Origin of the sequence: Streptomyces tuirus (assembly GCF_014701095.1) — a bacterium.
GTDB lineage: Bacteria > Actinomycetota > Actinomycetes > Streptomycetales > Streptomycetaceae > Streptomyces > Streptomyces tuirus.
Genome location: NZ_AP023439.1, coordinates 4,927,938 through 4,953,431 on the forward strand (window position 1 = coordinate 4,927,938; position 25,494 = coordinate 4,953,431).

The window sequence follows — 25,494 nt, forward strand, 5'->3', positions numbered from 1 at the left end:
CGCTCCGCGCAGGCCCGTCCGGCGGGGTCGGGTCAGCCGGGGAACCGCCCGCTGCTGCGCAACTCCCAGCGCCTCTCGGCGTAGGCGAGGTCGTCGCGCCACAGGCGCCCGGCGGTGCGCCGCATCAGGGGGCGCAGCACGGGGGCGGCGGCCCGGGCCAGGGCGAAGCCGCGCCGGTCCGAAGCGGCGACGACCGCCTCGATCACGGCGGTCCGCGGCCGCTCGGCGTCCGCGGCGGTCAGGGGCGTGGCATGGGTCTCCACCACGGACGTGGCGCCCTCGCCGTCGGTGATGCGCATGACGACGGTGCGCGGCTCCGGCGCGGTGAACTCGGCCCGCACGGGCACCACCAGACGGCCCGCCACCCGGAAGGAGACGTCCACCTCGAAAGCGTCGCCCTGGCCGTCCTCGTCGCCCCGCGGCTCCCTCACGACCGTCAGATCGACGAAGGAGTACGGGTGGAACCAGGACCCGTGCCACGGATCGAGCCGGTTGGCCACCACGTCCTGCGGCTCGCACCGCCCGACGGCCGTGTACACGGCGTCCACCCCGCTGCCCGGTGCGGGACGGTCCGGGATCACGGGCCGCTCCGCCGGCTCCTCACCGCCGACCGCGTCCAGCCGTACCCACACCAGCACCCCGTCGTCGTGCGCGGGGTACGGCTGCCAGCCGGCGAACGCGGAGCCGTCCAGGGCCAGTCCGTGCCAGTGGCACACCAGCGTGCCGCACACCACCCGGCTGTCCCGCAGCGGTGCGCCGAGGTGCGGGCATGCCCCGGGACCGGCCCGGAGGTCGCCCGACCGCGAGCGCCACAGCACCACTTCGGCACCGCCGACGGTCCTGCCGCAGGGGCTGCCCGGGCGCACCTCCCGGGAGGCACCGGCCACGAACCAGTTGCCGGAGGGCCGGGCGGACGCGCGTTTGAGGGCGTCGGCGATCAGCGGCGGCCGGGCCGCACGCCAGGTCGGTGTCTGCTCCGCCCAGCCGGGGCCGCGGCGCCGCCGCAGGGGTGAGGTCCAGCGTGCCTTGTCCGCCCGGTCAGCCACGGCCCGGTCCTTTCCGTCCAAGTGCGGGGTGGGCCGCCGCGGGCGGCGCCTGCCACCGGGCGCGGGCCACCTTGAGGACACCGGCCGCGGCGATGGCCGCCCGGCGCCGGCGGGGCACCACAGCCCGGCGGTGCAGCACGGTGTAGTCCTGCCGGGCGATCGCGTCGAGGATGCCGCCGTACAGCGTGAACGCGGTCCTGACACAGGGGCGTACCCGCGGGTCGAGCATCGCGATGCCCGGTTCCGCATCCCGGTACACGTCCCTGGTCAGGGCCTCGGCGGCGACGAGCGCCGCCCGGATGCGCGGGTCGCCGCGGCCGCTGCGCCTGCTCCACTCCAGGAGCGGCCGGTCCACGCCGTGGGCGGCGAGCAGGTCGGCGGGCAGGTAGACGCGTCCGCGGTCGAGGTCCTCGCCCACGTCCCGCAGGAAGTTGGTCAGCTGGAACGCCACGCCGAGGGCCGCCGCGTGCGGGGCCGCCTCCTCGCGCGGGACGACCGTGCCGAGCACGGGCAGCATCTGCAGACCGATCACCGCGGCCGAGCCGTGCATGTAGGCCCGCAGATCGGCGTAGGCCGGGTAGTCCGTGACGGTCAGGTCGGCGCGCATCGAGGCGAGGAAGTCGGCGAACAGGTCCACCTCGATGCCGTGCCGGTCGGCGGTGTCGGCCACGGCCCGGACCACCGGCTCGGCCCCGCCGCCGGTGCGCAGCGCGTGCGTGAGATCGCCCTCCAGCCGCTTCAGCAGCAGGTCCCGCTCGTCGGGGGTCAGGCGCCGGTCCAGGTCGTCGACGATGTCGTCGGCCCAGCGGGCGAAGCCGTACAGCGCGTGCACCGCGCAGCGGCGTTCCAGCGGCAGCAGGCGCGTGGCCAGGAAGTAGGTCCGGCCGTGCCGGGCGTTGAGCCGCCGGCACACGCCGTAGTCGCCGCGCAGGCCGGGGTCGGTGATCCCGGCGGCGTCCAGTTCACGACGGGTCATGGGCACCTGCTCCGGTCGGCGTGGTCGGGCGGCGGTCCGGGGGGCGGCTCGCCCGGGCCGCCCGGGTGCGGTCGCCGGTGACGCGGGCGGCGGCGAGTTTCCCGCTGATGAGCACGGTCGGTACGCCGACTCCGGGGGTGGTTCCGCAGCCGGCGAGCACCACGTTGTCCACACCGCGGACGAGGTTGCGCGGCCGGAAGGGACCGGTCTGGGCGAAGGTGTGGGAGACGGAGAAGGGGCTGCCCGCCGCGTGGCCCTGGGCCGTCCAGTCGAGCGGGGTCACCAGCAGCTCCTCCTGGACACTGTCGCCGAACCCGTCGAGGCCGCGGCGTTCCAGCTCGGCGACCAGGGTGTCGCGGTAGCGCGGGCCGAGGTCGCGCCAGGCGGTGGCGGAGGGGCCGACGGCGGTGTTGGGGCAGGGCGCCAGGACGTAGTGGAGGTGGCGGCCCGGCGGCGCCAGGGAGGCGTCGTGCGTGGTCGGGCGGGTGATCAGCAGGGACGGGTCGCTCATCAGCGTGCCCGAGCGGGTCAGTTCGTCGAAGGTGCGCTCCCACGCGGCGCCGAACGACAGGGTGTGGTGGGCGAGGTGGGGCCAGGTGCGGTCGGTCCCCGCGTGCAGGACCACCGCGGAGGGCGAGTGCCGCAGCCGCACCGGGCGGCGGGGTGCCCGGCCCAGCAGCCGGTGCGCGGCGGGCAGTTCGCAGGTCAGTACCACCGCGTCGCACGGGATCCGCTCGCCCGAGGCGAGGCGGACGGCCCGCACCCGGCCCGCCGGGCGTTCCAGCGCGCTCACCTCGGCCGACCAGCGCAGCTCGGCACCGGCCCCGGCGGCCACGTCCGCCATCGCACGCGGCAGCGCGTGCATGCCGCCCTTGGGGAACCAGACGCCGGCGACGGTGTCCATGTAGGCGATCACCGCGTAGGCCGCCAGCGCCCGGGCCGGTGCCACCCCGGCGTACAGGGCCTGGAAGGAGAAGACGCGGCGCAGGCGGGCGTCGGAGAGGAAACGGCCGATCGCGCCGTCGAGGCGCCCGAAACCGCCGAGGGCCGCCAGCCGGGCCAGATCGGGGTGCGCCAGCCGCAGCGGCGAGTCGAAGTTGGTGTCGATGAAGCGGCGCATCTGCGCCCGGTACAGCCGCTCCAGCCACTTCCGCAGCCTGCGGTAGCCCGCGGCCTCCGCCGGTCCGGCGAAGCGCCGCACCTCCGCCTCCATGGCGTCGCCGTCGGTGTGCACGTCGAGCGAGGTCCCGTCCGCGAAGCCCGCCCGGTAGGCGGGATGCAGGGGCAGCAGCCCGACGTGCCGGTCGAGGCTCTCCCCGACGGCCGCGAACGCCTCGTCGGCCAGATGGGGCATGGTCAGCACGGTGGGACCGGTGTCCACCAGGTAGTCGCCGAGCTCCAGCCGCCCGGCCCTGCCGCCCGGTCCGGTGTCCCGCTCGACGAGGGTGACCCGGCGGCCCGCGCCCAGCAGATGCAGGGCGCAGGCGAGCCCGGACAGGCCGGCGCCCACCACGACGACATGGTCCGTGGGCCCCGTCACCGTCCTCATACCAGCTCCTCCGCCTGCTGCGGGGCGACGCCCGAGGCCCGCTCGACCAGCGCGGCGAACTCCCGCCGTACGCCGGGCGCGGCGCCGGTCGCCTCGAAATGCCGCAGACCGGAGGCCGCCAGGCCGGCGATCCTCGCCTCCACCTCGGCCCGGGCGCCCGTCCGCTCCATCGCCGCCCGCATCCGCTCGACGGTGTGCCCGGGCCGGGCGTCCGCGCCGGGGGCGAGCACGGCGGCGGCGTCCCGGTCGCCGGTGGTCCGCGCGAGCCGGACGGCGACGGCGAGCAGAGGGGTGAGCTTGCGGGCGCTCAGGTCCTCGTCGGCCGGTTTGCCGGTCAGCGCCGGGTCCCCGAACGCGCCGAGGAGGTCGTCGCGCAGCTGGAAGGCCAGCCCCGCGCACCGGCCCGCGGCCCGCAGCGCGCCCAGGGTGCGGGCGTCGGCACCGGCCAGCGACGCGCCCAGCGCCAGGGGCCGCGCGACCGTGTACCGGGCGCTCTTCAGGACGGCGATGGTCAGCGCCTCCTCGGCGCCGGACGAGCCGCTCGCCTGCGCGCGCAGGTCGCGGTACTGCCCGGCGACCATCTCGGTGCGCATGGCCCGCCACTCCTCGAACAGCCGCGGGCCGTGCGGCGAGGCGAGCGCCGTCTCGGTGAGCAGGTCGTCCGCCCACGCCAGCGCCAGATCGCCCGCGAGGACGGCCGCCGACGTCCCGAACGACTCGGCGGACCCACCGGTGCGGCCGGCCCGGTCTCCGCGGGCGAAGTCCACGTGCATCGCGGGAGCGCCCCGGCGCAGCGGTGACCCGTCCATCACGTCGTCGTGGATGAGGGCGCAGGCCTGGAGCAGTTCGAGGGCGGCCCCCGTGCGCAGGACCGCGCTCGCGTCACCCGAGCCGCCCGCGGCCCGCCAGCCGCACCACACGAACGCCGTCCGCAGCCGCTTGCCGCCCCGCCGGACGTACGCGGCGAGACGGTCGGCCATGTCCAGGGCGAACACCGCGTCGGTGTCGCGGGCCTGCCGCAACCGCGCCTCCAGCACCCGCTCCAGGACCGCCTCCATGGCGCGGGTGGCCCCGGCAGCGGTGAGCGGGGCGTGGTTCGTCTCCGCCGGTCCGGCCACCGTCGGCCGCCGTCCAAGCATGCGCAACCCCTTCTCGCTTCCGGTCATCCGCACATCAGTGCTTCCGCGCACGGGGCCGTTTCGGATGCGCCGGATGGCTGGCTCTCAGTCGCGGCCCCTGGCCTGCCGGAAGCGGGCCAGGCCCTCGCCGAGGTCGAGCAGCGGCGCCGGATAGCGCAGCCGGGCCCGCTCGTCCTCCGGCAGCCGCCAGGGCTCGTGCACCGCGGCGCCGCTCACGTCGGCCAGTTCGGGCACCCAGCGGCGTACGTAGGCGCCGTCCGGGTCGTAGCGCTTGCCCTGGAGGACGGGGTTGAGGACGCGGTGGGGGCGGGTGTCGGTGCCGGTGCCGGCGACCCACTGCCAGTTGAGCTGGTTGTTGACGAGGTCGCCGTCGACCAGGAACCGCAGGAAGTGCCGGGCGCCGATCCGCCAGTCCACGTACAGCGTCTTGGTCAGGAAGCTCGCCACCAGCAGCCGGGCCCGGTTGTGCATCCAGCCCTCGTGGCGCAGCTGGCGCATGCCCGCGTCGACGACCGGGTAGCCGGTGCGGCCCTCCCGCCACGCGGCGATCTCCTCGGCGGCGTCCTCCTCGCCCCGCCACCGGTCGTCCCGGGAGCGGTAGTCCCGCACCGACGCCTCGGGCCGGGCCGCGAGGACCTGGTGGTGGAAGTCGCGCCAGCACAGCTGACGGACGAACGCCTCCGCCCCGGCGCCGCCCTTCGCCCGGGCCCGCCGGACCACCTCCACCGGCGACAGCGCCCCGAAGTGGAGGTAGGGCGACAGGCGTGAGGTCGCGTCACCGGCCAGGTCGTCGTGCCCGTCCTCGTACCGGGCCAGGCCGGTGTCCGCCCACCGGGCGAACCTGTCGCGCCCCGCCGACTCGCCGCCGGCCGGGAGATCCGCCGACACGTCCGCCACCCCGGCGCGGGACGGCAGCTCCTCCCCGCGTACCGCCTCGGGGACCCGCACGGCACGCGGGGCGGGCAGGGGGTCGCGCAGCGGCTCCTTCGACCAGCGGCGCATGTACGGCGTGAACACGGCGAAGTGGTCCGAGCCCTGCGGGGTCACGGCCCCCGGCGCGACGGCGGTGACCACCCGGTCGTGCACGCGCAGCGCGACACCGTCCGCGTCCAGTTCCTTGCGCAGCCGCTCCTCACGGCGGTGGGCGAAGCCGGTGACCCCCGCGGCCATGTGCACCTCGGCGGCACCGCACGCGGCGGCGACCGCGCGGACCTCCCGGGCGACCGGCCCGGTGCGCACGACCAGCCGCCCGCCGCGCCGGCGCAGCGAGGAGTCGAGGTCGGCCAGGCAGTCGGCGAGGAACGCGGCCCGGTTCGGCACGTCGAATCCGACGGCGTGGACGGCCGGGTCGCGGACGAACAGGGGCACCACCTCGTCCGCCGCCTTCGGCGCCGCGTGCAGGGGCGGATGGTCGTGCAGACGCAGGTCCGAGGTGAACAGGACGACCGCGACGGTCATGGCGTCACTCCTGGTGCGGTGGTGCGGATTGCGTTCGTTGCTCCCGGACACTTCGCCGCTCACGGGCCCGTCGGATGCGCGAGGCGCTCCGGCGTCCGCTCGTGCCCTCGGACGCCGCCCGCGCGATGTTGCGCGCCATGCCGCCGAACACGGCGGAGTGGAACGGGGCGACGCTCCACCAGTAGGCGTGGCCCAGCAGGCCGCGCGGGTGGAACAGGGCGCGCTGCCGGTAGCGGGTGCGGCCCGCCTCGTCGGTCTCGGCGTACATCTCCAGCCAGGCGAGGCCGGGCAGCCGCATCTCGGCGCGCAGCCGCAGCAGGTGACCCGGTTCGATCTCCTCGACCCGCCAGAAGTCCAGCGAGTCGCCGACCCTCAGCCGCTCGGTGTCCCGCCGTCCGCGGCGCAGCCCGACCCCACCCGCGAACCGGTCGAGCCAGCCCCGGACCGCCCAGGCCGGCGGGGAGGAGTACCAGCCGTTGTCGCCGCCGATGCCCTCGACCACCTTCCACAGCTCGGCCCGGGACGCGTCGACCGACCGCTGCCGTTCGTCCTGGTAGAGACTGCCGCCCGCCCAGTCGGGGTCGGTGGGCAGCGGGTCGCTGGGCGCCCCGGGCACCGAGGCGGAGGACCAGCGCGTGGAGACCTGCGCCTGGCGCACCCGGCGCAGCGCCAGGGCCAGCGCCTCGTCGAACGGCAGCGGCCGGCCCGGGAGGTCGGGCACGTACCGGGCGATGTCGTGCTCGTGGCAGACGACCTCGTGCCGCAGCGACTCCGTCAGCGGACGGGCGAGCGAGGCGGGCACCGGCGTGACCAGGCCGACCCAGTGGCTGGACAGCCGTGGCGTGAGGACCGGCACCGGCACGATGAACCGCCGCGGCAGCCCGGCGACGGCGGCGTAGCGCAGCATCATGTCCCGGTAGGTGAGGACGTCCGGGCCGCCGATGTCGAAGGCCCGGTCGACGTCGTCCGGCATGGTGGCCGACCCGACGAGATAGCGCAGCACGTCCCGTACGCCGATGGGCTGGGTGCGGGTGTGCACCCAGCTGGGGGTGACCATGACGGGCAGGCGTTCGGTGAGGTAGCGCAGCATCTCGAACGACGCCGAGCCCGAGCCGATGACGACGGCCGCGCGCAGCACGGTCGCGGGCACGGGCGAGTCGAGGAAGATCTCCCCCACCTCGGCCCGGGACCGCAGGTGCGGGGAGAGCTCCCCCTCGGGGACGTCACGCGGCGTCAGTCCGCCGAGGTACACGATCCGCCGTACGCCGGCCGCCCGGGCCTGCTCGGCGAAGATCCGGGCGGCGGCGCGGTCGGTGTCCTCGAACCGGGAGCCGGAGCCCAGGGCGTGCACCAGGTAGTAGGCGACATCCACCCCGCGCATCGCCGAGGCGACCGACTCCGGGTCCGTGACGTCCCCCCGGACCGCCTCGGCGTGCGCGGCCCAGGGGTGGTCGCGGAGCTTGCCGGGGGAGCGGGCGAGGCACCGGACGCGGTGGCCCTCCTGAAGCAGTTCCGGCACCAGGCGCCCGCCGATGTAGCCGGACGCCCCGGTGACCAGGCAGTGCAGCCGCCGCCCGTCCGTCGTCATGGTCGTGCCTCCGTCCTCCGACACCGTCGCCGTGCTGTCGGATCACGGCCGGCCCTGACGCGAACACTTCCCGCCCGGGCCCCTCGGCGGATGCACGACACCCGGCAGCACCGGCACGATGACCGTCCGGTCCCGGGCGGCTGGGTGCCCGTACGGGCAGGGGCCGGACTCGTACGAGCCCGGCCCCTGCGTTCAGTCGCTGCGGTCACCGGGGAGCAGGCCGGGCGTCACCGGCCCGGCGCCCCGCGCTCAGCCGGTGGAGGCCTGTTCCAGTACCTCCACCGGCAGGGCCCCACCCGCACCGATCACCTCGATGCCGAGCAGCCGCCCCGACGCGTCCACGTCGAGGAACACCTCGGCGTCCGCCCCGACCCCGTCGACGGGGATCTGCCGGACGGCGGCGCCGTCCGCGACGTGCGCGACGAGAGAGACATACGCGGTGTCGTTCTCGCGGTCGTAGTCGATGTGCATGCTTCGCCTCTCGGGAACGGGCTCAGTTGCGGCCGACGGACACGACGTTGCCGGCCTTGTTGATCACGACCCAGATCTTTCCGGTGGTGTACTTCTACGTGCCCGGCGACTTGCCCTTGGTCTTCTTGCCGGTCTTCACCGTACGCGCGACCATCTCCTGGCTGATGCCGCGCTGGGCCATGCGCTGGGCCGCGTGCTTGGAGATGCTCTTGACGCCCTGGGAGAGCAGCAACCGCCCGGCGACGGCTCAACCGGGTGCAGGCGGCGGTGGTAGCGGACCGGGCGGACCTGGTCGGCACGGGACCGGGGCCGCGATGAGCGGAGTACCGGCGTCCGCTCTGCCCTCGGTCGCGCCAGGGGGCGACGGGCCGCAGGCCCCCGCTGCCCTACGGCGGTTCGCCTCCGGGGCGCTGCCGGTGCTGGTCGCCCTGGTGGACGGACTGGTGGTCAACGGCCTCACCCCGGGACACGGGACGTGGCTGGCGCTGGTCGCCGCCGGTGCGCTGCTGCTGCGGCGCCCGGCTCCCGAGGTCGCCGTGCTCGCCGGCCTGCCCGGGCTGTACCTCGGACACATCGCCTTCGCCCCGCTGATCGCGCTCTACTGCGTCGCCGTCCGGCGCGGGCACGCCCTCGTCGGCGTGGCAGGCGCGGCGGCGGTCGCGGTGGCGTGGTTCCTGCCCCACCCGGCGGCCGGCGTCTCCTCCCTCGCCCTCGACCGGGAGACCGCGCTGCTGGCCCTGGACTGCTGCGGGGTGGCGGCGGGCGTCGTCGTCCTCGGCCGGTCGGTCCGTTCGCGGCAGGAGCGCCTGCGGGCGGCGATGGAGCGGCGGGCCTGGGAGAACCAGGTCCTGACCGAACGGGTGCTGGCCACCGAACGCAACCGGCTGGCCCGGGAGATGCACGACATCGTCGCCCACAAGGTGAGCCTGATCAGCCTCCAGGCCGGTGCGCTGCAGGTGGGCCGGCCCGGAGACACGGACGTGCGGACGACGGCCCGCACGATCCACGAACTGTCGGTCCAGACTCTCACCGAACTGCGCCATCTCGTGGGGGTGTTGCGCACGGCGGGAGACCCGGGCGCACAGGGCGCCCCGGGGGCCGGACTGGCCGGTCTCACGGACCTGGTCCGCGACAGCGGCCTGACGGTGGACCTCGACGTGTCGGTCCCTCCGCTCCCGGTGCCGGAGCCGGTCGAACGCGCCGCGTACCGCACGGTGCAGGAGGCGCTGACCAACATCCGCAAGCACGCCCCGGGCGCGCGGGCGCGGGTACGGGTGCGCTGCGCGGCCGGCCTGCACGTCGAGGTGCACAACACCGCCCCCGGCCACCGCCCCGCCGGGCCGGCCCTCCTCGGCGGCGGCCACGGCCTGGTGGGCCTGCGCGAACGGGCACACCTGCTGGGCGGCGCCTTCCACGCGGCCCCCACGCCCGACGGCGGCTTCACGGTGAAGGCGGTCTTCCCGGTGGGGTGGACGGGCACGCGTCATGGCACGGGGACGTCCGCGATGTAGGCGTCCTCGCTCGGCGGACCGTCAGTCGGCGTCGCCCGGAACTTGCGTGCCACCGCCCCCGCCTGACAGGCCGACAGGCCGACAGGCCCAGCGTCTCCTCCAGCTCCTCGCGGACGAGCCCACCGCCCCGTCCGCGAGGAGCGCCGAACGGCCGGAGCCGCCGCCGAGAACACCGTGCCCGCGCGGACCTTCGATGCCCAGGGCCGTCAACGGGTTCGCCGCCCGTACCGCCGCGTACATCGACCACATTCCGCCCCCGATGCCCCGCCCCCTACGATGCGCCCAGCCGTACGACGGACCCGCCCACCGCCTCAGCCAGGAGCACCGCACCCGTGTCGATACCCCCGCCCCCCGGGAACCAGCGGCCCCCGGACCCGTACGGCCCGCCTCCGGCCGACGGGCCGCAGACCTACCGTCCCTACGGCCCCGCGGGGCGTCCGTACGGCACCCCCGTCTCCGTCAACGCCCTGGCCGTCGCCGCCCTCGTGCTCGGCGTCCTCTGCTTCCTGCCCGCCGCGGGCCTCGTGCTGGGGCTGATCGCGCTGTGGCAGATCCGGCGGTCCGGGCAGAGCGGGCGGGGCCTGGCGATCGCGGGGGCCGTGCTGTCGGTCGTCGGGATCGTGCTGTGGGTGGCCGTGCTGTCCACGGGCGCCGCGTCCGAGGTCTGGGAGGGGGTCAAGGACGGGGCGCGGCGGGGCAACGAGGTCCTGTCGCTGGACAAGGGCGACTGCTTCGACGCGCCCGGCGGGCTGGAGGGGGACACCTACGACGTCGACCGGGTGCCGTGCGAGGGCCGGCACGACGCCGAGGTGTTCGCGGTCGTCAGGCTGCCCGGCGGTGCCTTCCCGGGCGAGGGGAAGATCACCGACATCGCCGACGAGAAGTGCTACGCCCTCCAGGACCAGTACGCGATGGACACCTGGGCGATGCCGGCCGATGTCGACGTGTACTACCTGCTGCCGTCCAGGATGAGCTGGCGTTACGGGGACCGCGCGATCACCTGCCTCTTCGGCGACACGGAGGCGCAGGTCAAGCTGACCGGTTCGCTGCGCACCGACCCCACCACCCTCGACACCGACCAGGTCGTCTTCCTGTCGACCGCCAACGCTCTCGACACGGCGCTCTACGAGGAGCCCGAGAAGAGCCCCGAGGACGACCTCGCCGCCCACCGGGCCTGGGCCGGCCAGGTCCACGACGTGCTCGGCGAGCAGATCGAGGCCCTGCGCGGGCACTCCTGGCCGGCCGGCGCCCGTGGGCCCCTCGCCGGCCTGGCCGGGGAGATGGAGGACGCCCGCGAGGAGTGGCGCAGGGCGAGCACCGCACGCGACGTGGACACCTACTTCGCGCACTACGACAAGGCGTACGGATCCGTGGACGGCCCGGCGACCGTCACGGCGCGCAAGGCCCTCGGTCTGGCGGCGACGCCGCCCGCCTCCGGGGAGGACGAGCCGGGCACCTCCGAAGCGCAGGTGTGACGGCGGCCATAGCGGGGAGAAACTGCCTGCGTAAAGCCCTCAGGGCCGCTGTGTCATCACATCGAGTGATTCTCTGGCCTTTGCTTGCACCGCACAACCTACGGTTGCCAGGCTGTTGCTGTCTGTACAACCTGATGGGAGCGGCCAGTGACATTCGGTGAGCAGCCGGCGTACCTGCGCGTCGCGGGTGATCTACGCAAGAAGATCGTCGACGGTCAGCTGCCACCGCACACCCGCCTCCCCTCCCAGGCCAGAATCCGCCAGGAGTACGGGGTCTCGGACACGGTCGCGCTGGAGGCCCGCAAGGTCCTCATGGCGGAAGGCCTGGTCGAGGGCCGCTCCGGCTCGGGGACGTATGTGCGCGAGCGGCCCGTGCCCCGGCGCATCGCCCGCTCCGGCTACCGTCCGACCGGAGGCGCCACGCCGTTCCGCCAGGAGCAGGCCGACGGCGAGGGTCGCGGCACCTGGGAGTCGAGCAGCGAGCAGTCCGAGGCGAGCGTCGCGGTCGCCGAGCGGCTGGGCATCGAGCCGGGCGAGCGGGTCATGTGCACGCGGTACCTCTACCGCGAGGCCGGCGAGGCGATGATGCTCTCCACGTCCTGGGAACCCCTCACCGTCACGGGGCGTACGCCCGTGATGCTGCCGGAGGAGGGCCCGGTCGGCGGCATGGGCGTCGTCGAGCGCATGCGCGCCATCGACGTGATCGTGGACAACGTCACCGAGGAGGTCGGCGCCCGCCCCGGCCTCGCCGAGGAGCTGCTCGTCCTGGGCGGTGTGCCGGGCCATGTCGTCCTGGTCATCCAGCGCACGTTCTACGCCTCCGGGCGCCCCGTGGAGACGGCCGACGTGGTCGTCCCGGCCGATCGGTACCGGGTCGCCTACCACCTTCCGGTCAAGTAGCGACCGCTCACATCCGTCCCGCGGCGCGCACCCCGCGCGCCCCGCTCACACGCTCGCCGTGCGGATGGCCGTGGGCGGGTGCGGCGCGTGCCTCGCGACCGGCCGTCGTTTGCCCAGGTCGACGGTCACATCTGCGGTATGCCCCGGACCGGTTGCGCCGAGGTGCGCCGACGGCGCGTTCGTGGGCGTGCGCCCCCTGAGTTCTGGCTGGTTGCGTACCTCTTTGTGAAAAGCCGTATTCGCTGCGTGAAGGTTAGGCGTAGGGTCGGGCATATGCGCATTGCGGTTTCCTTAGCGGGTGGGGCACGGCACAGGCCGCGGGTGGGAAGTGGAGGGGCGCGATGAACGACAGCACGGTCACTCTTCCCTGGCTCGTGATCCGAGAAGACGACAACGGCAACCGCTACCGCGTGGGCCGGTACGCGACCAGGGCCGAGGCCCAGAAGATCGCGGACAGCCTCGACGGTCGCGGCCACAAGCAGCTGTACTGGGTCGAGCGGCTCGGTCAGAGCGGGTCGGCCGTGGCCCACGACTGACCGTCGTGACGGGGTGCACGACCGGCCGTCGTAATGGGGTACACGACCTGCCGTCGTGACGGGGTGCGCGACCGACCATCGCGCAGGACCCGGCGAGGCCCCGGAGTCCCGGCGGGGCTCCCGTAGGCTCCCCGCATGAGTGAGCGGATCGTCGTGGGGGCCGCGCTGGTCGACGACGGGCGGCTGCTGGCCGCCCGGCGCAGCGCGCCCGTCGAGCTGGCCGGGCGCTGGGAGCTGCCCGGCGGCAAGGTCGAGCCCGGGGAGACGGCCGACGCGGCGCTCGCGCGGGAGCTGCGCGAGGAGCTCGGCGTCGACGCCGAGGTGGGCGAGCGCGTCCCGGGGGAGTGGCCCCTCAGAGCGCCGTACGTCCTGCATGTGTGGACCGCCCGGCTGCGACCCGGCTCCGCCGCCCCCGAACCCCTCCAGGACCACGACGCACTGCGCTGGCTCGGCCCCGGCGAGATCTGGGACGTGCCCTGGCTCGACCAGGACGTCCCGGCCGTACGGCAGTCCCTCGCGCATCTGGGAGCCGCGGAGGGCCTCCCCTCGCGCGACCCCGGCTCCGGCGGGCCGCAGGCGCCCGGCGCCTGAAGCCCGCCGGAGGCGTGCGGCTCTCGTCGCACGGGCGAAAGCGCGCCCCCTACGCCTTTCGTGCCACAGTGCGCCGCCTCGCGCGATACTCCGCCCCGGATATCGGGTATGTGCCCATTAACCCCATGAAACCGGACATGGGCGGGGCTCCTGCCTGGGAAGTGATCGGCGTGATCGACACCGAAGGTGACTGCGCCGAGTGGAGCTTTCCCGCCGACCCGGGTGCCGTGCGCACCGCCCGCCAGGCCGTGCGCGGCCAACTCCGGCGCTGGGGCCTCGAGAGCCTCGCCGACCTCGCCGCCCTGCTGGTGAGCGAGCTGGTCACCAACGCCCTGCGGCATGCCACGGGCCCCATCGGGGTCCGCCTGGTACGCCCCTCCGGCCTGGGCGGCGTCCTCCGGGTCGAGGTCTCCGACCCGCTGCCGGACCCGCCCCGCGAGCGCGCCGCCCGCCCGGAGGACGAGAGCGGCCGCGGACTGTACCTGGTGGCCTCCTCCTCCCGCCGCTGGGGCACCCGGCCCGGCGCCGGGGGCAAGACCGTGTGGTTCGAACTCGCGGTGCCGGAGTGAAAATCCGGTGTACGTACGTCTTACCGCTGTAGAGCGGATGGTTCAGGCCAGTGGCGGTTGCCGGCCGACGGGATTCGATGACGTGTTGCCTGGTTAGAAGACTGGAAGTGTTGTCACGGTCCGGACCGAAAACCATCGGGACCGTGCTGTGATCGTGAACACCGTGTTGTGCGGCACCGTAGTGCTGGATACTGCGGGCAGCCGCCCCCGGTGACCGGTGCCGGACGCGGTGAGCTGGAGGGGACGGTTCGCGTGAGCGAGATACCAGCGAAGGCCACGGAGTCCGAGGACCCGTCGGAGGGCGCGAGGGCGGGGGCTGCCGACGGCTTGGCCTCCGCGGTGGGCGGTGCGCTCGCGGCCGACGGCGTGCGCACCGGGGACGCCATGTGGCAGAGCAGTCCCCCGGGATCCATCTACGACTACATCAAGGTCGCGTCCTTCTCCATCGGGCCCGACGGACTGGTCGAGCAGTGGAGCCTGCGTGCCGAGCACCTCTTCGGCATCCCCGCCGACCGCGCCGTCGGCATGGACCCCATCGAGGCGTTCATCGACCCGCGCCATCGCGAGCGCGGCATGCGCAAGATGGCCGAGATCCTCGACGGCCGCGAGTGGACCGGAGTGGTGCCCTTCCGGATGCCGAGGGGCGTCAAGGGGGAGTGCGGCCACGAGGGGCTCGCCGAGGTGTACGTCATGCCGACGCGCACCGAGGAAGGTGAGAAGGCCGCCGTCTGCATCGTCGTCGACGTCCGCACCCTGCGCAGCATCGAGACCGACCTCGCCGCCTCGCAGGCCATTTTCAGTCAATCCCCGTTCGGATTCCTGCTGATCGATCCCGATCTGCGGGTCCGTCGCGTCAACCAGCGGTTCGCCTCCATCTTCGGCGGCACGCCCGACGACCACCACGGCAAGGGCGTCCACGACTACCTCCAGCGCGGCGAGGCCGAGCGGGTCGCCGCCACCCTGCGCCGGGTGCTGGAAACCGGCAGCTCCATCACCGACATGCACGTCACGGGCTTCGTGCCGGGCTCCGACGAGCGCCGCCACTGGTCCGTCAACCTCTACCGCGTGCACAGCGGTTCGGGCCGCCCCATCGGGATCGCCTGGCTCGGCATCGACATCACCGCCCGCCGCGCCGCCGCCCGCGAGGCCGCCGCCGCCCGGCGCAATCTCGCCCTGCTGAACGAGGCGGGGGCCCGCATCGGCAACTCCCTCGACCTGGAGACCACGGCCCGCCAGCTCCTCGACGTCGTCGTCCCCGGCTTCTGCGACCTGGCCACGGTCGACCTCTACCAGGGCCTGCTGGCCGGCGACGAGACCCCGCCCGGGCTCGCCGACGGCAGCGCCGAGCTGCGCCGTGTGGCCTTCGCCAGCGCGGTCTCCGACGCGCCCTTCACCGGTACCGGCGTGCCCGTCGCGGTCGGCGCCGTCCACCACTACCCGTTCAACTCGCCCTGCGCGGACGCCCTGCGCACGGCCCGCCCGCAGACCGTCCCGGGCGAGGACGGCGGGCTCGTGCAGTCCACGCTGGCCGTGCCGATGGTCGCCCACGACACCGTCGTCGGGCTCGCGCAGTTCGCCCGTACGAAGGGCAGCGAGCCGTTCGGCGACCGGGACCGCGACCTCGCCGTGGAACTGGCGGCGCGGGCCGCGGTCTGCATCGACAACGCACGCCTCTACCGCCGCGAGCACGAACGCGCGTTGATACTGCAACGGTCCCTGCTCCCGCCCGGCGACCCGGAGGCCTCCGGCCTCGACATCGCCTGCCGCTATCTGCCCGGCAACGTCAACACCGGCCGGCCCAGCGAGGTCGGCGGCGACTGGTTCGACGTCATCGAACTGCCCGGGCACCGCACCGCGCTGGTCGTCGGCGACGTCATGGGCCGCGGCCTGCGCGCCGCCGTCGCCATGGGCGAACTCCGCACGGCGGTCCGCACCCTGGCCCAGCTCGACCTGGAACCGGCCGAGGTGCTCTCCCAGCTGGACGAGATCGCCCGCGGCCTCGGCGCCCCCGGCGGCGTCCAGCAGGCGACCAGGGCGGCCCGCCGCCCCCGCGAGGCCGACCTCTCGGAGGTGTACCTCGCCACCTGCGTCTACGCCGTCTACGACTCCGTCACCCGGCGCTGCACGTTCGCCAACGCGGGCCATCTGCCGCCCGTCCTGGTCGAGCCGGGCGAGCAGGCGCTGATGCTCGACGTGCCGCCGGGCATGCCGCTCGGCGTCGGCGGCGAGCCCTTCGAGGAGGTCGAGGTCGAACTGCCCGAAGGCGCCCTGCTCGCGCTCTACACCGACGGCCTGGTCGAAAGCCGCGACCACCCCCTGGACGAAGGTCTCCAGGCCTTCGTCAGCGCGCTCGCCGACCCGGCCCAGCCGCTGGAGGACGTCTGCGACCACGTCCTCAACACCCTCGACACCCATCACGGCGAGGACGACATCGCGTTGCTGATGGCACGTGTACAGGGGCTGCCCACGGAGTCCGTCGGCGACTGGACCCTGCCGCGTGAGCCGCGCAGCGTGGGCCGGGCCCGCGAGTACGCCCGCGCCCAGCTGCTCGCCTGGGACATGGAACCCCTGGTCGACACCACGGAGCTCCTGGTCAGCGAACTGGTCACCAACGCCCTGCGCTACGGCGAGGGCGAGATCCGGCTGCGCCTCCTGCTCGACCGCACCCTGGTCTGCGAGGTCTGGGACTCCGGCCTGGTCCAGCCCCGCCGCCGCCGGGCCCGCGACACCGACGAGGGCGGCCGCGGCCTCCAGCTCGTCGGCCTCCTCAGCGCCGCGTGGGGCTCCCGCCGCACCCCCCGGGGCAAGACGGTGTGGTTCGAACTGCCCCTGCCCGGAGGCGACACGAGCCTGACGGACCCGGCGGAGGCGCTGCTGAGTCTGTTCTGACGGCAACCGAACGCGCGTGCTGATCGTCCTCCCCGGCAACACCATCCGCATCACCGGGGGAGACGGCATGGACCACGCGGACGGCACCACCCCGACCGAGGCGGTGGCCGAGGGCGCCGCGCAGGACGCTCCCGCACCCGGCAGCGGGCAGGGCAGGCGGCGCCGGCGCCGGCTCGTACGCGCGGCGCTCGCCGTGGTCCTGGCCATGCTGGTCCCGCTGCTGTCCGTGCTGACAGCCCTGCGCGTCAACTACACGGGCGACCCGGCGGACGGCACGTACACCAGGAACCGCGACGCCCTCTGGCTCGGCCACGCCTGGGTCGACGGGCGCAAGAAGGACGCCGACGTCACCGCCCTGGCCCGGCGCCTGCGCGGCACCGGCATCCGCGACCTGTACGTCCACTCGGGCCCGCTGGAGCACGACGGCACGCTCCCCGAGTCGGTGTATCCGAGGGCCCGTTGGTTCATCGACGCCGTGCACGACAAGCTCCCCGGCGTCCGGGTCCAGGCGTTCCTGGGCGACGTCCTGGCGACCGAGGGCGACGAGGGCATGCGCCTGGAGAACCCGAAGACCCGCGCCGCCGTCCTGCGTTCCGCCGGCCGGATCCTGGACACCGGCTACGAGGGCGTTCACCTCGACCTCGAGCCGATGCACTCCGGCGACCGGAACTTCCTGACCCTCCTCGACGCCCTGCGCCGCGAGACCCGCTCCCGGGACGCCCGGCTCTCCATCGCCGCCCACCAGATCGATCCGCTCCCGGCCTTCCACACCCTGTGGGGAAGCGTCACCGGCCACCCCAAGTGGTGGTCCCAGGAGTTCTTCGGCCAGGTCGCCCGCCGCGTCGACCAGATCGCCGTGATGTCGTACGACACGATGCAGCCGCTGCAGAGCACCTACGGCGGCTACGTCGCCCAGCAGACCTCCCTGGCGCTGGAGGTCACCCCGCCGTCCACCGACCTGCTGATGGGCCTGCCCTTCTTCCACGAGAACCGCTTCGGGCACTGGAACCACGCCGAGACCGTCCCCGCGGCGGTCCGCGGTGTCCGCCTGGGCCTGTCCCGCACGGACGCGGACCGGGCCCGCTTCGGCGTCGCGCTCTACATCGATTTCGCCGCCACCGAGGCGGACTGGCGTTCCTACAGGGAAGACTGGGTGCGGTGACGACGACCCGCCGCCCCCTCACCACCGCCGACCTCGCCCCCCTCGCCCGCGCCGCCCTCGGCCGGTCCCGCACCCTCACCGGCGTGGAACGCCTGCGCGGCGGCACCAAGAAGGGCGTCTACCGCCTCACCCTCGACGACGACTCCACCGCCGTCGCCTACGTCTGGTCCGCCGACGAGGACTACTGGGGCCGGCCGGACCCCGACCCCCGGGACGTCCTCTCGCACGGCACGGGCCTCGGCCTGTTCACGGCGGCCCACGACCGGCTCGCCGCCGCCGGCGTCCGCACCCCCCGCCTCCGGTACGCCGACTCCACGCACACGCACCTGCCCGCGGACGCGGCCGTCGTCGAGGACCTCACCGGAGGCAGCCTGGGGGACGCCCTGGCCCGCGACCCTGAGGCGGCTCCGGAGGCCATGGAGCGGATGGCCGGGCTGCTCGCCACCCTGCACGGCCATACCGGACCCCGGTTCGGGAAGGTCGCCGTCGTCGACAACGGCGGTTCCTCGTACGGAGCCTCCTGCGAGCAGCGCGTCACCGAAGGGGCCCTGCGCGCCGTGGCCGAAGCCGCCGCCCGCGAGCCCCGCGCCGCCGCCGCACGCCGGGAGCTGGAGGAGGAGATCCACGCCCTGGCCGCCGAGGTCCGGCCCCGTGACCGCCACACCCTCGTCCACGGAGAGCTCGGGGCCGACCACGTCCTGCTCACGCCCGACGGGCATCCGGCGCTCATCGACATCGAGGGCCTGATGTACTCCGACGTGGAGCACGAACACGTCTTCCTGCGGCTCCGCTTCGGCCCCCACTACGACGCCCTGCGCGCCCCCGGCCTGGACGAGGCACGCCTGCGCCTGTACCGCCTGGCGATGCACATCGGACTGGTCTCGGGCCCGCTGACCCTGATCGAGGGCGACTTCCCGCACCCGGACCGGATGCGGGAGATCGCCGAGCACAACCTCCACCAGGCGCTCAGCCTGCTGAAGAGCGCCTCCTGATCTTCGAGCCCAGCCACACCAGCGGGTCGTACTTGCGGTCGACCACCCGCTCCTTCAGCGGGATCAGCGCATTGTCCGTGATCTTGATGCCCTCGGGGCAGACCTCCGTACAGCACTTGGTGATGTTGCAGTAGCCGAGGCCGTGTTCGTCCTGGGCGGTGGCCCTGCGGTCCAGGCCCGCCTCCGACGCGGCGTCCAGCGGGTGCATGTCCAGCTCCGCCACCCGCATCAGGAAACGGGGCCCGGCGAAGGCCTGCTTGTTCTCCTCGTGGTCACGCACCACATGGCAGGTGTCCTGGCACAGGAAGCACTCGATGCACTTGCGGAACTCCTGCGAGCGGTCCACGTCCTCCTGCATCATCCGGTACTCGCCGGGGCCGACCCCGGCCGGCGGCACGAAGGACGGGACCTCCCTGGCCTTGGCGTAGTTGAAGCCGACGTCGGTGACCAGGTCGCGGACGACCGGGAACGCCCGCAGCGGCGTCACCGTGACGGTCTCCTCCCGGCCGAACACCGACATGCGCGTCATGCACATCAGCCGCGGACGGCCGTTGATCTCCGCCGAGCAGGAACCGCACTTGCCCGCCTTGCAGTTCCAGCGCACGGCGAGGTCGGGCGCCTGGCCGGCCTGGATGCGGTGGATGATGTCGAGCACCACCTCACCGTCGTTGACCTCGACCTCGAAGTCCTCCAGGCCGCCGCCGCCCACGTCCCCGCGCCACACCTTGAAGTGGGCCGTATAGCCGCTCATTCGTGGAGCTCCTCTTCGGCGAGGTACTTGACCAGCTCCTCCTTGTCGAACAGGGCGAGCAGGTCGTCACGGACGGGTTCGGTGGTCTCACGGGTGAGGGTGATCTGGCCGCGGACCGGGTCCGTCGCCGCCAGGCCGCCCGTGGGATCGGTGAGCGCGCACAGCAGATTGATCCGGCGCCACCCGCGGTCCATCGCCGGATGGTCCTCACGCGTGTGCCCGCCGCGCGACTCGGTGCGCTCCAGCGCCGCGCGCGCCACACACTCGCTGACCAGCAGCATGTTCCTGAGGTCCAGAGCGAGGTGCCAGCCCGGGTTGAACTGACGGTGCCCCTCGACCCCGGCCCGGCGCGCCCGGAGCCGCAGCTCGGCCAGCTTCTCCAGGGCCTGCTCCATCTCCGGCTCCCGGCGGATGATGCCGACCAGGTCGTTCATCGTCTGCTGGAGTTCCTGGTGCAGGGTGTACGGGTTCTCCGGCGGGCCGCCCCTCGGCTCCTCGATCTCCGCCTCGGCCGAGAAGGGCCGCAGTGCCTCCGCTGCCGCGGCGTCGACCTGGACGTCGTCCACCACGGGCCGCGCCCCGGCCGCCCCCGCCGCGTACTCGGCCGCGTGCCAGCCGGCCCGGCGCCCGAACACCAGCAGGTCGGACAGGGAGTTGCCGCCGAGCCGGTTGGAGCCGTGCATGCCGCCGGCCACCTCACCGGCCGCGTAGAGACCGGGCACCCCGCGCGCCGCCGCCGTGTCGGACTCGACCGCGATCCCGCCCATCACGTAGTGGCAGGTGGGCCCGACCTCCATCGCCTCGGCCGTGATGTCGACGTCCGCCAGCTCCTTGAACTGGTGGTACATCGACGGCAGCCGGCGCTTGATGACCTCGGCGGGCATCCGGGTCGACACGTCGAGGAACACGCCCCCGTGCGGGGAGCCGCGCCCCTCCTTCACCTCGGCGTTGATCGCCCGCGCGACCTCGTCGCGGGGGAGCAGCTCGGGCGGGCGGCGGTTGTGGTCCGGGTCGTCGTACCAGCGGTCGCCCTCCTCCTCCGTCTCGGCGTACTTGTCCTTGAAGACGTCGGGGATGTAGTCGAACATGAACCGCTTGCCGTCGGAGTTGCGCAGCACACCGCCGTCGCCGCGCACCGACTCGGTGACGAGGATGCCCTTCACCGACGGCGGCCAGACCATGCCGGTCGGGTGGAACTGCACGAACTCCATGTTCAGCAGGGGAGCACCGGCGAGCAGGGCCAGCGCGTGGCCGTCGCCCGTGTACTCCCACGAGTTCGACGTCACCTTGAAGGACTTGCCGATGCCGCCGGTGGCGATCACCACGGCGGGTGCCTCCAGCACGAAGAAGCGGCCCGACTCGCGCTCGTAGCCGAACACCCCGGAGACCCGGCCGCCCGCGGCGGAGCCGCCGCCGGACACCGTCTTCAGCACGCGCGTGACCGTGCACTCCTGGAAGACCTTCAGCCGGGACTCGTAGTCGCCGGTCTCCTTGAAGTCCTCCTGCTGCAGTGCGACGATCTTCTGCTGGAGCGTGCGGATCAGCTCGAGGCCCGTGCGGTCGCCGACGTGGGCGAGGCGCGGGTACTCGTGGCCGCCGAAGTTGCGCTGGGAGATCCGGCCGTCCTCGGTACGGTCGAACAGCGCCCCCCAGGTCTCCAGCTCCCACACCCGCTGCGGTGCCTCCTGGGCGTGCAGTTCGGCCATCCGCCACTGGTTGAGGAACTTGCCGCCGCGCATGGTGTCGCGGAAGTGCACCTGCCAGGAGTCGTTCTCGTTGGCGTTGGCCATCGCCGCGGCGATGCCGCCCTCGGCCATCACGGTGTGCGCCTTGCCGAACAGCGACTTGCAGATCACGGCCGTACGGGCGCCCCGCTCACGGGCCTCGATGGCGGCGCGCAGGCCCGCGCCGCCCGCGCCCACCACGACGACGTCCCACTCCTGCCGGTCGACCACGGACATCAAAAGGCCCCATCCCTCTAGAAGAAGCGCGGATCGTCGAAGGCGCCGGACGCGACCAGGTAGACGTAGAAGTCGGCGAGCGCCACGCTCACCAGGGACGCCCAGGCGAGCTGCATGTGCCGGGCGTTGAGCTTCCCCGCCCACTGCCACATCCGGTAGCGCACGGGATGCCGGGAGAAGTGCTTGAGCTTGCCGCCGACGATGTGCCGGCAGGAGTGGCAGGAGATCGTGTACGCCCAGATCAGCACGATGTTGACCAGGAACACCAGGGTGCCGAGCCCCATGTGGCCCCAGTCGTAGTTCTCGTCGCGGAAGGCGAGCACGGTGTCGTACGTGAGGATCCCGGCGACGGCCAGCGCGGCGTAGAAGAAGTACCGGTGGATGTTCTGCAGGATCAGCGGGAAGCGGGTCTCACCGCTGTACTTCTTGTGCGGCTCGGCCACCGCGCAGGCCGGCGGGGACGCCCAGAAGCCCCGGTAGTAGGCCTTGCGGTAGTAGTAGCAGGTCAGGCGGAAGCCGAGCGGGAAGATCAGGATGATGATCGCGGGCGAGATGCCCCACCAGCTCCCGAAGATCTCCCAGTTCGGGCCGGACCGCATCGGCTCGCAGTTCTCCGCCAGACAGGGGGAGTAGAAGGGCGAGACGTAGGGCGCCGCGTAGTAGTCGGTGTTGGCGAAGGCCCGCCAGGTCGAGTAGACGATGAAGGCCAACAGACCCGCGGCGGTGCCGGCCGGGGCCAGCCACCAGCGGTCGGTGCGCAGGTGCGGGGCGGCGATCGCGGCCCGCGCGGCGCCCCGCACACCGCCGCTCTCAGGTCTGGGTTCGGTGGCAGGGGGTTCCGTACCAGTGGCCACGTGACGACTCCGGTCGGGTTCGGGGGAGGTGCCGGTCGCGCTCGACTCCTCCCCGGGTCAGGGAGCGCGCCGGTCCCGGGCGCCGAGCCCCTCGTCGTCCGAGTCGCTCCACAGGGCGGAGTCGTACGGCGCGTCCGAGATCGTGACCAGCTCGGGACGGGTCGGCGCGGCCGGTGACGCGGCGGCGTCGCGCAGCAGGGCGACGCTCTCGCGCAGGTGATTGGCGTCGGCACGGACGCGGCGCATCTCCAGGCCACCGGTGCCGAGCTGCTTCTCCAGGCGTCCCAGCGATCGGAACACTTCGTCGAGACTGCGCTGGACTGACGTCAGTTCGTCGTGAACGGACATGACTTGCCCTCACTTCCGCGGGTCCTTCATGGCCCAAGGCGGCAACGTTCATGCGCCTGCGAGTGTTGCGCGTCACACCTTGTGCTGTGAAGGGATGTGCATCGATTGGCCGAGGCGTGTGGGTGCACCGTGCGGTGCATTGAGCCGCATGGGTGGCTTCCCGCCCGTGACCGCCGTGTCGCCCTGTGTTGCCGAACCCTTTCCTCTTCAGTGGCCGCATACATCAGATGAACTCCAAATACCGCCAAAAGTGATCATAACGCCCGCGGCTTCCCGGAGGTAGCACAGATGTCCCAGCACGGCGTCGGCCCGCGTGCGGTCACGCGCTCGGTCGCCTTCCTCACCGCGGGCGTGCTCGCGGTGCCCGCGCTCGCCGGATGCGGTTCCGAGGACCCGTCCGGCAAGCCGCTCGCCGGGCAGGACATCCAGCCCGCGCCCCGCGACCGGATCACCGACGGAGGCACCCTGCGCTGGGCCGTCGACTCCGTACCCGACACGCTGAACACGTTCCAGTCGGACGCCGACGCCACCACCACCCGCGTCGCCCAGGCCGTCCTGCCGTCGATGTTCCGCATGGACGCCTCCGGCCGCCCGGAGCGCAACGCCGACTACCTGGAGTCCGCCAAGGTCGTCGACACCGAGCCCAAGCAGGTCGTGCTGTACAAGCTGAACCAGCAGGCCGTCTGGAGCGACGGCCGGGAGATCGGCGCCGCCGACTTCGCCGCCCAGTGGCGCGCCCTGTCCGGCAAGGACACCGCGTACTGGACCGCCCGCAACGCCGGCTACGACCGCATCCAGAAGATCGAGCGCGGCGACAGCGCCCTGGAGGTCCGGGTCACCTTCAGCCGCCCCTACGCGGACTGGCGCTCGCTGTTCTCGCCGCTGTACCCGAAGGACGTCATGGGCACCCCGGACTCCTTCAACGACGGGGCGCGCAAGAAGCTCAAGGTCAGCGCCGGACCCTTCACGGTGAAGAAGACCGACCGCGAGGACGGGGAGATCACCCTCGCCCGGAACCCGCGCTGGTGGGGTGAGCCGGCCAAGCTCTCCGAGATCGTGCTGCGCACCGTCCCGCGTGACAAGCGGGCTTCCGAGCTGGCCGCCGGCACCCTCGACCTGGCCGAGATCGGCCCCGCCGCGGCCCGCCGCATCACCGTCGCCGCCCGCCCCCAGGCCTCCGGCAGCCCGCTGATGGGCCCCGGCGCCGACCGCTCCGCCGCGGACGCCCTGGAGTCCTGGGCCGTCGCCAACGGCTCCGACGAGGACGCCGCCGACGAGGAGACCGTCGCCCGCAAGAAGCTGCGCAAGGCCGCCGTCCGGTACGCCCGGCAGCAGCAGGCCCTCGGCGGCTTCGAGGTCCGCAAGTCCCTGGAGCCGGCCTACACCCAGCTCGCCCTGAACGGCGCCGAGGGCCCGCTCACCGACGAGCGCGTCCGCAGGGCCGTCGCCCGCGCCTTGGACCGCAAGGAACTGGCCCGGGTCGTCCTCAAGCCGCTCGGCCTGCCCGCCGTCCCGGTCGGCAGCCATCTCGCCCTGTCCGGCCAGGCCGCCTACGCCGACAACAGCGGCGCCCTCGGCGACCAGGACACCAAGGAGGCCCAGGCGCTGCTCGCGGACGCCGGGTGGGTGCGCGGCGGCCCGGTCAAGGAGGAGAAGAAGAAGGAGAAGGCCGCCGGCCCCGAGGGCGGGAAGGCCGACGACACCGGCGAGGACGGCAAGGCACACGACCCCGGCGAGGACGGCAAGGCACACGACCCCGGCGAGGACGGCAAGGCCCACGACCCCGCGGGGCACCTCGCCCAGGACGGCAAGCAGTACAAGGCCCCGCACCAGGGTGGTGCCCCCGGCGCGTACGCCCCCGGGGGCACCGCGGCGCCGGCGAACCAGGAGGCCGCCCCGCTCGCCAAGAACGGCAAGCCCCTCACACTGCGCTTCGTGCTCCCCTCCGGGCCCGGCTCTCAGACGCTGCGCACGGTCGCGGACCGCATCTCCCGGATGCTGGAGCGCGTCGGCATCGGCACCGCGATCTCCAAGGTCTCCGACGAGTCCTACTTCAAGGACCACATCGCCTCCGGCCAGTACGACCTCGCCCTGTACTCCTGGCCCGCCACGGCCTACCCCGCCACCGACGCCCGCCCCGTCTACGCCAAGCCCGTCCCGGCCGCCGACGGCTCGCTGAACGTCGAGCAGAACTACACCCGCGTCGGCACCGACCAGGTCGACCAGCTCTTCGACGAGGCCGTGGCGACGCTCGACGAGGGCGAGTCCCGCTCTCTGATCCGCAAGGCCGACTCGCGCATCTGGGCCGCGGCCGGCTCGATCCCCCTCTTCCAGCGCCCCCAGCTCCTCGCGGCCCGCAAGAACCTGGTCAACGCCGGCGCCTTCGGCTTCGGCACACCGGTCTACGAGGACATGGGCTTCCTGAAGAAGGGCGCGAAGCCCGCGTCCGGCCCGTCGGCGAAGGGCTCCACCGCTCCGTAGCTCCGGCATCGCTCAAGAGCTCCGGCAACGCTCAAGCGCCCCGCCCGGCGTCCGCACCATGACCTCGGCAACGATCATGGTCCGGACGCCGGGCGTTCGCATACCCGGGCGCCCGGCCCGCCCGGGCCCCGGCACCGGTGCCGAGGCCCCCCGAAGCAGGCCTGACCTGCAGCGACGTATCCCGGCTAACCCCTGCGGCCGCAGCCCCGTACCATGGGACGTGGCCGTGGCATGTTGAGCCCGGCAG

Annotated in this window: 22 protein-coding genes; 10 read left to right on the forward strand and 12 right to left on the reverse strand. The window is 73.6% G+C overall.

Annotated elements, in window-relative coordinates:
• Window positions 1-32 precede the first annotated feature (32 nt).
• The 8 genes from IGS69_RS22810 to IGS69_RS22845 form a co-directional block, all read right to left on the reverse strand.
• Window positions 33-1,046: a DUF5914 domain-containing protein gene (locus tag IGS69_RS22810; protein WP_232543618.1), complete on the reverse strand. Its 1,014-nt coding sequence runs from the start codon at window positions 1,044-1,046 to the stop codon at window positions 33-35.
• Window positions 1,039-2,022, reverse strand: coding sequence for a phytoene/squalene synthase family protein (locus tag IGS69_RS22815; protein ID WP_190902395.1), 984 nt, complete (start codon window positions 2,020-2,022; stop codon window positions 1,039-1,041). The genes IGS69_RS22810 and IGS69_RS22815 overlap by 8 nt, the downstream gene beginning before the upstream one ends.
• Window positions 2,009-3,571 carry a phytoene desaturase gene (locus IGS69_RS22820; RefSeq protein ID WP_190902396.1) on the reverse strand — a complete coding sequence of 521 codons (1,563 nt, stop codon included), beginning with the start codon at window positions 3,569-3,571 and terminating at the stop codon, window positions 2,009-2,011. The genes IGS69_RS22815 and IGS69_RS22820 overlap by 14 nt, the downstream gene beginning before the upstream one ends.
• Complete coding sequence (locus tag IGS69_RS22825; RefSeq protein ID WP_190902397.1) at window positions 3,568-4,710, reverse strand: polyprenyl synthetase family protein; 1,143 nt, start codon at window positions 4,708-4,710, stop codon at window positions 3,568-3,570. The genes IGS69_RS22820 and IGS69_RS22825 overlap by 4 nt, the downstream gene beginning before the upstream one ends.
• Before the next feature lie 84 nt (window positions 4,711-4,794).
• Window positions 4,795-6,168: a cryptochrome/photolyase family protein gene (locus tag IGS69_RS22830; protein ID WP_190902398.1), complete on the reverse strand. Its 1,374-nt coding sequence runs from the start codon at window positions 6,166-6,168 to the stop codon at window positions 4,795-4,797.
• A gap of 4 nt (window positions 6,169-6,172) precedes the next feature.
• Entirely contained in the window at window positions 6,173-7,756 is a 1,584-nt protein-coding gene (locus IGS69_RS22835) for an SDR family oxidoreductase (RefSeq protein ID WP_190902399.1), read from the reverse strand.
• A 249-nt stretch (window positions 7,757-8,005) separates the two neighbouring features.
• Complete coding sequence (locus IGS69_RS22840) at window positions 8,006-8,227, reverse strand: DUF2283 domain-containing protein (protein WP_190902400.1); 222 nt, start codon at window positions 8,225-8,227, stop codon at window positions 8,006-8,008.
• Between the two features lie 94 nt (window positions 8,228-8,321).
• Complete coding sequence (locus IGS69_RS22845; protein WP_190902401.1) at window positions 8,322-8,459, reverse strand: DUF4258 domain-containing protein; 138 nt, start codon at window positions 8,457-8,459, stop codon at window positions 8,322-8,324.
• An 82-nt stretch (window positions 8,460-8,541) separates the two neighbouring features.
• On the opposite strand from IGS69_RS22845, the gene IGS69_RS22850 reads away from it, so the two are divergent.
• The 9 genes from IGS69_RS22850 to IGS69_RS22890 all read left to right on the forward strand — a co-directional run bounded on the left by IGS69_RS22850 (window position 8,542) and on the right by IGS69_RS22890 (window position 18,852).
• Entirely contained in the window at window positions 8,542-9,738 is a 1,197-nt protein-coding gene (locus tag IGS69_RS22850) for a sensor histidine kinase (protein ID WP_190902402.1), read from the forward strand.
• A 332-nt stretch (window positions 9,739-10,070) separates the two neighbouring features.
• Window positions 10,071-11,213 (forward strand): DUF4190 domain-containing protein, encoded by a 1,143-nt coding sequence (locus IGS69_RS22855; protein WP_190902403.1) that lies wholly within the window; start codon window positions 10,071-10,073, stop codon window positions 11,211-11,213.
• Between the two features lie 147 nt (window positions 11,214-11,360).
• Window positions 11,361-12,113: a GntR family transcriptional regulator gene (locus IGS69_RS22860; RefSeq protein ID WP_190902404.1), complete on the forward strand. Its 753-nt coding sequence runs from the start codon at window positions 11,361-11,363 to the stop codon at window positions 12,111-12,113.
• Window positions 12,114-12,454: 341 nt separating this feature from the next.
• Window positions 12,455-12,649, forward strand: coding sequence for an SPOR domain-containing protein (locus tag IGS69_RS22865; RefSeq protein ID WP_097219970.1), 195 nt, complete (start codon window positions 12,455-12,457; stop codon window positions 12,647-12,649).
• Window positions 12,650-12,784: 135 nt separating this feature from the next.
• Entirely contained in the window at window positions 12,785-13,240 is a 456-nt protein-coding gene (locus IGS69_RS22870; protein WP_190902405.1) for a (deoxy)nucleoside triphosphate pyrophosphohydrolase, read from the forward strand.
• A gap of 125 nt (window positions 13,241-13,365) precedes the next feature.
• Window positions 13,366-13,809 (forward strand): ATP-binding protein, encoded by a 444-nt coding sequence (locus IGS69_RS22875; RefSeq protein ID WP_190902406.1) that lies wholly within the window; start codon window positions 13,366-13,368, stop codon window positions 13,807-13,809.
• A 252-nt stretch (window positions 13,810-14,061) separates the two neighbouring features.
• Window positions 14,062-16,698: a SpoIIE family protein phosphatase gene (locus IGS69_RS22880; RefSeq protein WP_190902407.1), complete on the forward strand. Its 2,637-nt coding sequence runs from the start codon at window positions 14,062-14,064 to the stop codon at window positions 16,696-16,698.
• Between the two features lie 16 nt (window positions 16,699-16,714).
• Window positions 16,715-17,860 (forward strand): glycoside hydrolase family 18 protein, encoded by a 1,146-nt coding sequence (locus IGS69_RS22885; protein ID WP_190902408.1) that lies wholly within the window; start codon window positions 16,715-16,717, stop codon window positions 17,858-17,860.
• Window positions 17,857-18,852, forward strand: a complete 996-nt coding sequence (locus tag IGS69_RS22890) for a phosphotransferase family protein (protein ID WP_190902409.1) — start codon at window positions 17,857-17,859, stop codon at window positions 18,850-18,852. The genes IGS69_RS22885 and IGS69_RS22890 overlap by 4 nt, the downstream gene beginning before the upstream one ends.
• Here IGS69_RS22890 and IGS69_RS22895 read toward each other — a convergent pair.
• The 4 genes from IGS69_RS22895 to IGS69_RS22910 are packed head-to-tail and all read right to left on the reverse strand — an operon-like array spanning window position 18,827 to window position 22,766.
• Complete coding sequence (locus tag IGS69_RS22895; RefSeq protein WP_190902410.1) at window positions 18,827-19,603, reverse strand: succinate dehydrogenase/fumarate reductase iron-sulfur subunit; 777 nt, start codon at window positions 19,601-19,603, stop codon at window positions 18,827-18,829. The genes IGS69_RS22890 and IGS69_RS22895 overlap by 26 nt on opposite strands.
• Window positions 19,600-21,564 (reverse strand): fumarate reductase/succinate dehydrogenase flavoprotein subunit, encoded by a 1,965-nt coding sequence (locus IGS69_RS22900; RefSeq protein ID WP_190902411.1) that lies wholly within the window; start codon window positions 21,562-21,564, stop codon window positions 19,600-19,602. The genes IGS69_RS22895 and IGS69_RS22900 overlap by 4 nt, the downstream gene beginning before the upstream one ends.
• A 17-nt stretch (window positions 21,565-21,581) precedes the next feature.
• Entirely contained in the window at window positions 21,582-22,418 is an 837-nt protein-coding gene (locus tag IGS69_RS22905) for a hypothetical protein (RefSeq protein ID WP_190902412.1), read from the reverse strand.
• A gap of 57 nt (window positions 22,419-22,475) precedes the next feature.
• The gene (locus IGS69_RS22910; protein ID WP_190902413.1) at window positions 22,476-22,766 is read right to left on the reverse strand and encodes a hypothetical protein; all 291 of its coding nucleotides are present in this window, start codon (window positions 22,764-22,766) and stop codon (window positions 22,476-22,478) included.
• A gap of 288 nt (window positions 22,767-23,054) precedes the next feature.
• On the opposite strand from IGS69_RS22910, the gene IGS69_RS22915 reads away from it, so the two are divergent.
• The gene (locus tag IGS69_RS22915) at window positions 23,055-25,247 is read left to right on the forward strand and encodes an ABC transporter family substrate-binding protein (RefSeq protein ID WP_190902414.1); all 2,193 of its coding nucleotides are present in this window, start codon (window positions 23,055-23,057) and stop codon (window positions 25,245-25,247) included.
• The last annotated feature ends 247 nt before the right edge of the window (window positions 25,248-25,494 follow it).